Annotated in this window: 9 protein-coding genes and 1 tRNA gene; 1 reads left to right on the top strand and 9 read right to left on the bottom strand. The window is 48.0% G+C overall.

Features of this window, described 5'->3' with window-relative positions; all coding sequences use genetic code 11:
- Nucleotides 1-368 precede the first annotated feature (368 nt).
- Together D568_RS0108475 and D568_RS0108465 are read right to left on the bottom strand one after the other, a co-directional pair.
- The gene (locus tag D568_RS0108475) at nt 369-1,919 is read right to left on the bottom strand and encodes a cellulase family glycosylhydrolase (protein ID WP_169334795.1); all 1,551 of its coding nucleotides are present in this window, start codon (nt 1,917-1,919) and stop codon (nt 369-371) included.
- Between the two features lie 78 nt (nt 1,920-1,997).
- Nucleotides 1,998-2,795, bottom strand: coding sequence for a family 16 glycosylhydrolase (locus D568_RS0108465; protein WP_020209161.1), 798 nt, complete (start codon nt 2,793-2,795; stop codon nt 1,998-2,000).
- Nucleotides 2,796-2,985: 190 nt separating this feature from the next.
- On the opposite strand from D568_RS0108465, the gene D568_RS0108460 reads away from it, so the two are divergent.
- A complete protein-coding gene (locus D568_RS0108460) occupies nt 2,986-4,134 on the top strand; it encodes a helix-turn-helix transcriptional regulator (RefSeq protein WP_157497764.1) in 1,149 nt (382 codons plus the stop codon).
- 466 nt (nt 4,135-4,600) lie between these two features.
- Here the strand turns inward: D568_RS0108460 and drt3b are convergent, their stop codons facing one another.
- The 7 genes from drt3b to waaC all read right to left on the bottom strand — a co-directional run bounded on the left by drt3b (nt 4,601) and on the right by waaC (nt 12,706).
- The gene (gene drt3b, locus D568_RS0108455) at nt 4,601-6,592 is read right to left on the bottom strand and encodes an antiviral reverse transcriptase Drt3b (RefSeq protein WP_020209159.1); all 1,992 of its coding nucleotides are present in this window, start codon (nt 6,590-6,592) and stop codon (nt 4,601-4,603) included.
- On the bottom strand, nt 6,585-7,799 hold the full coding sequence (gene drt3a / locus D568_RS0108450; RefSeq protein WP_020209158.1) for an antiviral reverse transcriptase Drt3a: 1,215 nt from the start codon (nt 7,797-7,799) through the stop codon (nt 6,585-6,587). Before drt3a ends, drt3b begins: the two co-directional genes overlap by 8 nt.
- A gap of 160 nt (nt 7,800-7,959) precedes the next feature.
- Nucleotides 7,960-8,035, bottom strand: a tRNA-Ala gene (locus D568_RS0108445).
- A gap of 918 nt (nt 8,036-8,953) precedes the next feature.
- Complete coding sequence (locus D568_RS0108435; RefSeq protein ID WP_020209156.1) at nt 8,954-9,355, bottom strand: type II toxin-antitoxin system death-on-curing family toxin; 402 nt, start codon at nt 9,353-9,355, stop codon at nt 8,954-8,956.
- Nucleotides 9,355-9,525, bottom strand: a complete 171-nt coding sequence (locus tag D568_RS0108430) for a hypothetical protein (RefSeq protein ID WP_020209155.1) — start codon at nt 9,523-9,525, stop codon at nt 9,355-9,357. Before D568_RS0108430 ends, D568_RS0108435 begins: the two co-directional genes overlap by 1 nt.
- Nucleotides 9,526-10,154: 629 nt before the next feature.
- Entirely contained in the window at nt 10,155-11,648 is a 1,494-nt protein-coding gene (gltX, locus tag D568_RS0108425) for a glutamate--tRNA ligase (protein ID WP_020209154.1), read from the bottom strand.
- 14 nt (nt 11,649-11,662) lie between these two features.
- Nucleotides 11,663-12,706, bottom strand: coding sequence for a lipopolysaccharide heptosyltransferase I (waaC, locus tag D568_RS19760; RefSeq protein ID WP_040516393.1), 1,044 nt, complete (start codon nt 12,704-12,706; stop codon nt 11,663-11,665).
- Between the last annotated feature and the right edge of the window lie 19 nt (nt 12,707-12,725).

The raw sequence follows: 12,725 nt of genomic DNA, 5'->3' as shown, positions 1-12,725 counted from the left end.
GAAGTTTAAAGAGTCAAACTTGTTATGATTGCGTCCGGGCCGAGTTGGCTCTGCGCTTGATTGCTTTTTGACCGGACCGGAGATAGCGCAGCCTAAAAAAATTACTGTAACTTGTTACTAAATACGCCTTAAGATTTATCTGGCCCCGCTTACCCCAGGCAAAATGTGAAATGTAAAGCCTGACACAATAGTCACGTTTCCTGCACCTATGATGAGCACCTGGCCAGTAAAGAATGCAGGGTTAACTTTTCAGTTGTTATTGTTCAGAGAATACTAAGCCTTTAAAGCTCTGTCTCCTTGCAGAACTTTAAAGGCTTCCCCAATAATTGCGGCCTGCTATATTCACCACTTGCTATAGTTACCGCCTGCTAGGGAACAGGACTTACGAGCACGTCTTTAGCCGGGTGCCAAGTATTTTCTTCCCGTTTGTAAACTTCGAATGAACCACCGTCATCCCAAACAGTAGCCGCTATTCCGTTGCTGACGGCAAGATTAACGTGTTCGCGTAAATACGCGAGGCGGTCCTCTTGGTTACATACGTTTTCGGGCGCCGTAAAATCATAATGTGCAACACCAAACTCGTTTACCATGACTGGCACACCGGTCGAGGTAGCCCATGCACTTGCGGCTTGGTAAATTTCTGCCAATGCATTTTTGTCCGCATCACTACCCCAAGAGCGCGTACACTGCCCAGCAAATGGCCAGGGATCATAAGAGTGGAAGTTGCCAATCAGGAACTCATCGTCAGGCAGTTCAATCTCGGTAAGACTACTTACCGGCGTATAACCACTGCCGGCAACAATCACGAGCCGGTTCGGATTACTTTGGCGAATAATATCGAGAATACGCGGGTTCAAATCGTTCACCTCAGCGGGGCTCATCTCGACAGGTTCATTAAGTATTTCGAAGATCAAACGCGGGGACTTATTGGCAAAGTGCTCTGCTATTTGGCGCCATATCGCATCAAAACGAGCTCGGTTTTCCGCACTTTTATAACCATCGCCAGAATCCAACCAGTGCTCGTGGTGAGCATTCAGGATAACCTCAAAGCCTTGCGCTAACGCCCAGTCTACAACCTGCTCGGTACGCGCCATACGTTCAGCATTAATTTGATAGGGAGGCGAACTGGCTGTGTGATTATCCCAGGTAGCAGGTATACGTACATGATTAAACCCAGCGTTTTTATAGGCTTCAAAGTAGACTCTTTCGGCCTTTAGTGCCCATTCGCCCTCGTAAGGAGCATCCAAGGTGTTACCCATATTGATGCCAACACCCATATTACTCACCGCCACATGAGCACTAACGCTGGCGGGCTCATCGTATTGCAACTCTAGAAAATCCAGTGCCATAGGTGGCTGTTCAAATTGCAGCTCAAGAGTTTGTATGCCATCGCTCAGGTAAAAGCTTTCACTGGTTAGCGTTTGCCAAGGCTGAGCGGAGGCAGCGGCCAATTCTACCGGCTCAAGAGGCAAAGCCTCGCCATCGATATTCGCGGACCACCGCGCAAACTGCTCCCCTCCCTGCACCCGATAACTGAGCCTAAAAAGCCCGGAAGTTTTAACATTCAAAATATAACTTAAAGATTCGCCGTTGATTTCTAGCGCCGCCCCTGCCGATAAACTGTCACCACTTACGGTATGGCCCGATGCACACTCGGCTTCTATACGCGTTTGCGTAGGCGGTATGTCGTTTTGCGGGCATGCATCAAGGTTACCGGAAACGCTGCTCGACACATCGGATGAGGAGGAGCTTGAAACACTGGAAGACTCGCTTAAAGAGCTTGACGCAATACTTGATGACGATGATGAAGAAGAGCTAACCGGCATAGTACTGCTGGTACCGCTACTGCCACAGGCAGTCATTACGGAAGTAACGCCGATAAGTAAAAATCGCGGCAAAGGAAGATTAAAAGTAAGCATGGGGTTCCTTAAGATACATCTGGGGCGGCAAAACTGCTGCCCCATTTTACGTGAAAATTATTGCCAGAGATTTAACACTTAATGCGGCGCGTACTCAATGTAATCGTAGTATGCCCAGGTGTTTTGCCAAAAGTATTCCCCAGGAAAGTAGAGCGCCTGCTGAGAATTATCGCCGTGCCAGTGGTTTATCATTAAACGCGTAGGGTCTGAAGGCCAAGCGTATTGCGGAATCTCGTTGCTGGCAATGTAGCCATCGCCATTGTCACGGTATACCGTGCGAATAGTTTGGTAGTTACCCCAGGCATCGTACACAAACCAGTCAATTCTCCCGCTTTGCCAGTTGAAACCGATATTCACCAAATCTTGCGTAATATTAAGGCCAAACTGGCCTAAGTCGATGTCTTGTTCCCAGCTTTCATAGGTGCCACCTTGAGGCTGATAGATAATATTGGTGTGGACCACATTGCCCAAGGTTGGCAAAAACTCGATATCGATCTCCTGCCAGGGACGCCCCGGGACGTCATACCATGAGGTGTATGTAAAAATTGACGACACGGTGCCGGGGGCATTGCCGGTTTTAAGTGCGCCTTGAATACGGCCATAGGGCAATAGGCTTTTAGTGCGCAGCTCAGCGCATTGGCCAGAGTTAACCCCTAAAGTAATGCCATGAGAGCTAGGAGTTATCATGCTCGGCTGAAAGTCACAGCCAAATGGGCTGCCGTTATTACCGCTGCGGGCATTCCAAATGCCGGAGTTATAACCCCAGCTAAAATCGTCTTTAAAGTAACTCTGTGCCAGACTGGGTGTTGCGGTGCATAGCGTTGCCAACAGTGCCAGCGTGCGGGCGGTTCTACTGAAATTTCTTTTGGGTAACATGGTTTGACCTCTCATTATTATTTAAATAATCTTATTAAACGCATACGAGACTAGAGCTCGCATGGGCAGACTATAAAAACCGCCCAGCCAGGTCGTCCTAAAGACCGCCCAAACAGAAGCTTGGCCCGTCCGAACTTCTGTTTTCGTGTTTTCGGACGCCTGCATAGCCGCTAATAACGAGAAAAATGCCTTGAAACCACTGTCTCACGACTCTTTACTCTTCAATATTCATGATTTGGTATTACTACTGGCAACAGCTCAATACCTGCTATTGGCCAGTCTGTTACTGGTAACCCGGCCAAAAGGAGAAAAAAGCGCCTATTTACTGGCCGCTATGCTGGTCGTAAGCGCAGTACAGGTGCTGGATACACTCTTAATTTGGTCCGCCCCATTACGCCTGGCCCTGCTCGACTATTACCCAAGTGGCTTATTTTTGGGCAGCTTCAGCTATTGGCTGCAGGGGCCGCTGTTGCTGGGCTATGTGACCTCAGTACTTTATCGCTCTTTCAGGTTTCGTCCGTATCACCTTTTACACCTAGTACCCGCCCTGGTCGCAGGCACGCTACTGATCGCAAATTACTATGCCTTGCCCCGTACCGAGCAAGTTGCATTAATGATGAACCTGGAGTTTATGTGGACGCCGTTAATGACTCGTTTTGTCACCGGCTGGCATATCAGCGTACTCGCCTACGGCGCCGCTAGCCTATGGGTACTATCCCGCTATCGGCGACAGCTTTTAGATCGCTACGCCAACTTAGAAGTGCGCCAAAGGCGCTGGCTAATATGGATTGTACTGGGGTTTATGACCATCGCCCTCTGGAAACTTAGCGTTCATTTAATAGGCACCCGATTATCAGCCCCGGTGTCCAATGCCCTGGGCATTGCCAGCCACTACTTTGCATTTTTGTTTGTCACCTCACTGGTGTTTATCAGTGTTCGCTACACCCACATGTACAGCGGCCTCCACGACGAGCCCTCTACCGATGACCAGCCAGGGTTTAAACCGGAACACGTCCAACGTGTGGCAGACTATATGGCAAACGAGCGCCCTTACCTATCACCCGATGTTTCTCTGGAAAGCTTGGCACACAACCTATCACTACCCGAGCGCACCCTGTCGCGCATACTAAATCACCACTACGGGCAAAACTTTTTTGAATTTATCAATAGCCACCGAATCGAAAAAGCCAAACAGCTACTCACCGATCCAGACAAACAACACTTAACAATACTGGAAGTACTCAACGACTCGGGGTTTAGCAGCAAATCCACATTTAACGCTATATTTAAAAAGCGCGTAGGAAAAACGCCAAGCCAATATAGAAATGGCGGAAATTAAGGTAATCGGAGGAAATGATGGCAGATATATTTTTCTAACTGGCCCGCGACAAGTTACTCCCTTAAAAATAAATCTGTCACCTTTTTGTTCAACATCGGGGCAAGCCTTACATTTTGCACTTTGATGTAAAATGTAAGGCCCGACCCCATGGCACCTCCGCCCCAGAACATGGGAAATCAAAAGAAAGGAAACTTTCAGCAATAGCGCGAACGCGCTGTTTTTGTCTTCAGGAGGGGCGAATGCTCCTCCCTTGGAGTTCTGTCAATAAGTGTACGAATAAGGGTGACTGACTAGAAGAACAATGTGTGTGCACCGAAGTGCTCACCGGATTAAGCACTCACTAAACAATTCAAGACTAAAGTAATTACTGTCCCTTCATATTCAGCTCAAGCATAAAACGGGAAGGCACTCAAAGCTATAAAAGCCTCTAAGTGAAGGTTTCCTAGTCAGCCACGAAAGAATAGTATTACGAACCATAACCACCACGCAACCTTTTTGCTGCCAACACGCTCAGTATATCCTGCCCTTCATCACCCCAATTCACAAACCAGTACTGAGATGAAAATAGATTTAACTCCTCAAGCTTATCTTTATTTGACTTTAAGGTAGGCAACGTAAATGCACTTCTATAACGAGATATTAGTGAAATCCTAAACTCCTTACTTAAGTAAGGGCAGCAAATTACATCAAGAAACAAATGGGCCAATCTAGACTCTTTTTTTATTAGTGATGCATCAATCAGCATTTCATCCACCCTCTGCTGACAGTCATTTACAATTTCTTTGTATTGTGGAAACTCTCGACAATAGTACAGCAGAGAAATAATCTCAAAGTACCCCTTTTTTTCGCCAAACACTTTCCTTACAAACTCAGCAGGTAAAACGTAATCATCCCCTAACTCCGCCATTGCCAAAAAAACATTTATTTTTTCAAGCGACACATGACTATCAACATATTTCTGATCAATAGTGCACCCATCTCGCAAGAAAGAGTAGCTCTTTCTATACACCATAAGACAAATAGACTCTTTTTGATCTTTAAAATGTTTATCAAAAAATCGAATTGAAAGAACCACAATATTTGACAGACTGTTAGAACTGGAAACCTCAGGAAAAATAGAATAAAAATAAAATGCAACCCTTAAAAGCACCAAAAAAACATTCCTGTAGTCGTACCCACTATTTTTATCAGAACTAGACCTTCCCTCTATCAAAGCTCCAATTTGTTTTGAAATAGCGCCTAATATTTGCTTTGTAACAACCCCCAAACTAACATCGTGATCAGAACAAACTTTCTTAAACAAATTAATATTTCTTACACAAACTTTATCAATTGAATTAGATAAATTAGTCTTAGGAAAAGAAACTTCACCCTCAACATAGCCAACAACGTACTGGCGAACCAACAAGTCATCAAAAAATCTATCAATAATCTCTTTTGTTGACAAATGAACCGAAGATTGACTACTAAAAAAAGGCCTGGACTGTGAAGATGTTTTATCACTATTTACATTAAGCTTATACTTATAAAGCTCATCAATAACAACTTTTTTAACTGCATCTACATCCACTGAATTCGAGAAAATAAAATAGTCATCAACGTATCTTTTTATGTCGTAGTGACGCCTATGCCGAAGCTTCTTTTCATTCAACTTATTGACGATATTTACATCGACGCCCTGCATCATAACTTCAGCAAAAATTCTTGAAACCTCAGATCCTATTGGAATTCCATTAGTTTCACCATAATTTGAAAATGCAATTAGCTTATCAAACTCACTACCAAAGTATGATGACATCCTACTTACATGTTTTTTGGCATAATCTCTTTCTTTAGTCGACCATGAGATAGTGTGCGTATATATACTATCGAAAAATTTCGAAACATCGACTCGAACAATAGAATCAAACTTCTCTTCAAGAGATAGAAACTCTTCGGAATCAATAAATTTAAATATTCTCTTATACTTTTTACCGTACGAGAAATAAGGAACTGAATATCTAAAATCATCATAAAACAAAGACGTCAGTCCTGACGACCTATAAATCTCAAGCTCATCCTTTAAAGTACGACTCTCATTTCCTGAATGCAATGACAAAGGCCGCCTAATAGAAAAAGGGCTTTGCGAACAAAAATAGCAAATTAAAGAAGAGTACTTCCCTAAAAACTTTGCATAAGAGCACTGTGAGGCAGGATGAACTAGTGCGATATTTCTTACCCCCCCACCCAATTTATTTATTCTATATTCAAACGGTATAGTCCACGCATGCTTTTCATCTTCCAACAAAAGACTATTGACAACTGGAAAATAGAACTCCCCCTCCCCCGAAACAACTCTTCGAACATTTTTATAAAACCCATTGTTAGTAAAAATAATCGGAACATCCTCAGGAAAAGTATCCGAAATTAAGGCCTTTTCAGAATTGTTTATAAACTCCAACCTCTTAGCACTACACATTCTTCCACACCCCATTAATGACACCTAGTCGATGTGGTGTGAAGCTGTACATTATGCGTCCCTCAAATCCTCTAGCAAAAGAAAACGACAAAAGCTCCTCAACCTGTCTCTTACTGAGCTTTCTCCGAAGAAGTTTCGAAAGCCTCGTTCGTTGCCCCTTAATGGCTCCCCACAAAAACCCATCCAAATCTTTTAACTGATCAGTTTTATTCACTAGCTTATAGTTATAAAAAATTCCCGTGAATATTTTTTCACCCGTATTCAAGTCTCTAACAACATAATTACTAGTTAAAAGCTTAATTCGATCTCGAAGAAGTGAAAAATCTCCCTTTTTCGAAAATGAGTACATAGCCAAAGAACACTTCCTCTTAATCTTATTGATTTTCTCTGGAGAGATACCCACTTCGACCTTCCTAAATTTTTCATTTGATTTCATCCTAAAGACTCTAAAATGATAACCTAAAAACGAAAAATCTAGCTCTTCATCTCCATTTTTTATTCCGTTATCCTTCAGGAAAGCATCATAGTATTTACTTTTTTCTCTATTCAAAAGCAGCCCGGGAGGGAGCATTTTTTGAAATTTTTCAAGATACGATGAAGGCTCAAATCCACTAGTTACAATAACTATGTCGTCAACATACCGTGAATAAAAGTAAATCTTGGGATCCCTAGAGATAAGAGAGTCGAAGTCTCGCATTAACCTTTCTGCTAAGGTTGCACTTAAGGTGACTCCCCGCGGAAGCCCCGCCAAACCTAACTGTTCCAGACTATTAAAGAAATTCCTAAGAATGGCTACCGAGGCTCGAGAAATACCTAGGTCTTGTTCAGCACTCAATAATATTTTCAATCTATCAATACTTTCGTAAAAGCTCTTCACATCAAGTCTATAAACGCGAAACTTGACCGACTCCTCCAGCAAAAGTATTAAATTCAATACAATTGAATCTCTGCTCGACTGCTTTACGGAGGACAACGTTCTGAAGTTTCGCGTTAGTTTTCGAATAACCAGTAGAGCAGCAAAAGAATTAACAGAGTATACAGGCTTACCATTGGCCACATGTGCCGTCAAAAGTGGGGCCGAAAAGCCATTACTTATCTGCGCCTGAGCGTCCTCAATTATATCTACTAGACGCCCACCATCCCTCTCACCAACTAGCTTTTCTTTTCTCAAGTTTGAAAAATTGAAAGACTGATCAAATATCGCCATGAACGCTCCTTATCCCTATACCCTTTACCGCACATAGTAATAAGTCTGCTGGCTGATGTCACATATGCAGTATATTTGGACTTAATATGGACTTAAATTTCAGACACAAAAAAACCCGCGATTAAGCGGGCTTTTAAGTCGTTGATTTAACAACGTTTTTTGGTGGAGCCTAGCGGGATCGAACCGCTGACCTCAACACTGCCAGTGTTGCGCTCTCCCAGCTGAGCTAAGGCCCCAAAAGAGGTGCGCATAATAGGCATGAGACGGGGACCTGTCAACACTTTTTGCCAATAAATTTCAGCGAGTTAGCCAGCCTGACCAGTGATTGCACGAAGTGACGAATTTTCCAACAACAAACCAGAAGATGCGTATTTTTGTCTGCTTTCTAACCCTCAAATCCGAATCCGGCACCCTAGGGGGCCCCTGAGAGCGAGCCGAACGCAGACCGATTTTAGGGGGTAAGCAAACAGGACGTTTGCGCAAGTATCGCCAGGCCACGGAAGGCCTGTCGATACGGCCCCCTAAAATCGGTTGGAGTGAGGGCACCCGCAGGGCCGCGAACCGGGGTGTCCTCTTTTGAGTACTTTTCTGGACAAGCAGAAAAGTACTTCGCCCGCCCGGCGACAGAGGGCGGGAATTACGCTAAACCGTGGATAAAGAGCGCCTTTAGAAGCGCCGGAGCAAACTCAGAAAAGCCTTTAACGGAAGCATTCGGGACTTCAATAGCCGCTCGGCACTGAAAGAACCCCCGCCAAGCGGGATGCACTCGGGCCATCCATGGCCCTCGCCCTATACGGGCAGCTCCGCTGTGCAAAATGGCTATCCTGCCATTTTGTGACCCACTGACCTCAACACTGCCAGTGTTGCGCTCTCCCAGCTGAGCTAAGCCCCCGAAAAAGGTGCGCATATGAGGCTCGAACCGGAAATCTGTCAACACTTCCTATAAAGAAAATTATAGATTTTCGCCCTACAGACAACCCCCTATGCAATCTGACCAATATTCCGCCAAACACTGATAGAGCACCCCCAGATCCGAATAAGGCACCCCAAGGGGCCCCTGAGAGCGAGCCGAACGCGAACCGACTTTAGGGGTAAGAAAAAAGGATAACGTGAATACCGGAGGGCGTGGAAAAATTTAAATTAACCTTTAAATATCAATCAGTTGGAGCATCCCCTTGAGCATACTGGGCATACAAGACATCAGCAAAATCCAGCTCAGTTATATCCCCAACCACCAAATCTCTCACCGCGTCAGCTAACAGATCATTGTCATCCGTCAACTCAAAGTCGTTTAACGACAAGTATTCAAGGGCAACAATCAAGCCAGTGCGTTTGTTCGCGTCGGGCAGCGAATGTGCAAATGCAATACTGGCTGTGTATTTAGCCGCAATCTCAAACACATCATCCAGCCCTTGATAGACAATAGCATTATCTACTCTACCAAGCGCCCCTTGAAGCTTGGCTAAATCAACAGCCCCTTTCATTCCGGGCTCAGTCTCCAATATAAAGGCATTAATTTCGACTACGCGCTCAAAAGGAAAGCAGATAATATCCATTACATGTCAGCCAGCTTCTCAAAGGTCTTGCGATGAGTTCGCAAGGCAAGCTTGGTTTCAGATTTAACGATCTGCTGTCCCGCAACCCCGGAGAGGTCGAGCTTTTTGGTCGCCTTTATTTTGGGACGCTCAACTGGACGAACGCCATACATACTCATTTTCTTGTTCATTGGCATATTCCCAGAACCGAATCAGTTTAGCGATTGTACTACGATGAATTTGAAGCGCATATAACCGCGATTTAGTTACACTAACAAAAACAGCGGCACCCACGGAGTCATGGGGGCGGGAAGCACCCTAAAAGCGGTATTCAGAACCGTCAGAGGCTCGTGCCCTTCCGAAATCCGAACCCGGCACCCCCAGGGGCCCCTGAGAGCGAGCCGAACGCAGACCGATTTTAGGGGGTAAGCAAACAGGAGGAGGTGAATGCCGAAGGCAGAGAGGCCGGCCTGGGCCGCTTTTGCGCAAGTAGCGCCAGGCCAAGGAAGGCCTGTCGATACGGCCCCCTAAAATCGGTTGGAGTGAGGGGACCCGCCAGGGCCGCGAACCGGGGTGGGCTTTCTTTTCGTTAGTTTTCTTTGCCCAAACAAAGAAAAGTGACTCGCCCGCCCGGCGATGACGTGAATGGAATCACTAATGTCGCGGGCGCATGGAAGCGCAGGAGCGACCAGAGGGCGAGAAGTACGCAAAGAACTATTAAAAGGAAATCTAAAGAGGAACAGAGAAATAAACCAGAAAAGAAACCGGCACATCCATGTGCCCTAAACAGCCGGAGAGCTACGCTCCCCGGCAAAAACCATCAATCGGCAGATTGCCCCAAACCCGCATAGGCTTTCTCCAACTTCTTAAGCTGCTTTTTCCCAGGCTCGCCCAACACATTAATCGCCTGACGCAAACGCGTGCGGCTCATATCCGGGCCCAACAAGGTCATAGAATCCATCACCGAGAAAGACGCGGTAGTACCAGCAATGGCAACGAAGATGGGGGCCAAAAAGTCTTTGAGCTTAATGCCCATTTCACCGGACAGCTCTTTAAGGGCGTTAAAGATTTCATCGCGCTCCCAGCTGCGCAGGGCCTCCAAGCGCCACAAGGCAAATTGCAGCAGTTGCTTTTGCTCGTCCAGCTCCAGTTTATTGGCCGCAAAATCCGCCTCGGTCAGCGGCAGTTGGCCCGAGGCCAAAAAAGCGACCAGAGGGATAAAATCGCCCAGGGTTTCCATGCGCTGCTGCGCGTGGGGCAATACTTTTAACAGGTTGTCGCGGTTCAGCATCCACTCGCCAAGGCGATCGGCCAGTGCTTCCGTGCCCAGGTTTTCGCGAATCCACAAGCCATTCAGCCAGCTGAGCTTTTCCACATCGAAGATGGGGCCGCCCAGGCTTACGCGGTTGATGTCAAAGTGCTCTTGCATTTCGGCCAGGGTGAACTTTTCGCGCTCGTCGGGCATGGACCAGCCCATGCGGCCCAGGTAGTTCAGCACCGCCTCGGGCAGGTAGCCGGCCTTTTGGTAGTAAAGAATACTGGTGGGATTTTTGCGCTTGCTGAGCTTGGATTTATCCGGGTTGCGCAACAGCGGCAGGTGGCACAGCACCGGGGCTTCCCAGCCGAAGTATTCGTACAGCTTTAGGTGTTTGGGGGCGGAGTTAATCCACTCTTCGCCGCGAATCACGTGGGTGATGCCCATCAGGTGGTCGTCCACCACATTCGCCAAGTGGTAGGTGGGCATGCCGTCCGCTTTAAGCAGCACCTGCATATCCACTTGCGACCAATCGATTTCAATGTTCCCGCGCAGCATGTCATCCACTACGCACACGCCCTCTTCCGGGATTTTCATGCGCACCACATAGGGCTCGCCCGCGGCCAGCTTGGCCTGTACTTCGGCGTCGGTCAGTTTTAAACCACGGCCGTCGTATTTGGGGGTTTCACCGCGCGCCTGCTGCTCACGACGCATTTCGTCCAGCTCTTCGCTGGTGGCAAAGCAGTAAAAGGCGTGGCCCTTTTCGATCAGCTGGTCGGCGTATTGTTTATAAATATTCATCCGCTCGCTCTGGCGGTAAGGACCGTGCTCGCCGCCCACGTCTGGCCCTTCGTCCCACTCGAGTCCCAACCAGCGCAGGCTGTCTAAAATGGCCTGTTCGGATTCGGCGGTGCTGCGGGTTTGGTCCGTGTCTTCAATGCGCAATAAAAACTGGCCGCCGTGCTGGCGGGCAAAGGCCAGGTTAAACAGGGCGATATAGGCGGTGCCTACGTGGGGGTCGCCGGTGGGCGACGGGGCGATACGGGTGCGAACGGTCATAAGTGTCTCTTGAGTCAGTTCTGAAGTTGATTAATTGCGTGCCACAGCTGGTCGCCGGTTATCACGTCCAGCGTGCGCGGACGCTGGCCCGGCTGGCCGTTAGTGGCGGTGGCGTCTTCGTGGCGGCACAGGCGCTTGCCACACTCGTCACAAATATAGCCGGGGGCGACTATATGGGTAGAGCGAGGGCCGGTGGCGCCAATTAATTTTGGATCGGTCGGGCCGTAAGCCGTCACCGTGGGTTTACCCAGTGCGGCCGAAATATGAGCCAGGCCGGTATCGTTACAAACCGCGCCCTGGCTTGTGTGCAACAGCCCCGCCAACTGGGTGAGCGTCATGCGCTCCAGTACCTTGGCATTGTTGCGCCCGGCGGCAATCTGCTCGGCCGCGTCGCGCTCGGCGGGCGAGCCCCAGGGTAAAAGCACATCCAGCCCCTTTTTTGCGGCTAAATCGATCAGCGCCTGCCAGCTTTGTGCCGGTAAACATTTAGTGGGCCAGCTGGCGTTGGTGACCGCGACAATATAAGGCTTGTCGGTAATGCTCTGCACGGGCCAATCGCGCTCGGCCAGGCCAAACTCGGGGGCCGTTTGCGGGCGCTCGTATTCCAGCCCCGCGGCAAACAGGTCTCGCCAGCGGTCTACCGCCAGAATATCCTGGGCCACTTTAAAGCGGCGTTGGTAAAACAGGTGGGCGCCCTTCTCGCGTACCGAATCGGCATCGGGCCCCGCGCGTAAACCGCGAGCCATGCGGGCGACGGTAGCGCTTTTAAAACTGGTTTGCGCGTCCAGCACTAAGTCGTACTTTTGCTCGCGCAACGTGTGCCAATAAGCTTTTAATTCGCCCGAGCGCCAGGCGGTTTTAAGGCTGCGCTTCCAGCGCCGGTGCGCCGAGACGATGGTGCTCTCTACCGATGGGTGCCAGGTGGGGACTTCGGCAAAAGCCTCGTCCACGGCCCAGTCAAAACGAATACCGGGAATGGCGCGGGCGGCATCGGTCACGGCGGGCAAGGTCTGCACCAAGTCCCCCATTGAGCTCAATTTAACGATTAATACCCGCATACCCGTCCAACCACTGAAA

It is taken from the genome of Gilvimarinus chinensis DSM 19667, from assembly GCF_000377745.1.
Classification (GTDB): Bacteria; Pseudomonadota; Gammaproteobacteria; order Pseudomonadales; family Cellvibrionaceae; genus Gilvimarinus; species Gilvimarinus chinensis.
Note: the sequence above shows the minus strand (reverse complement) of the source record. Positions and strands in the feature narration are given on the sequence as shown.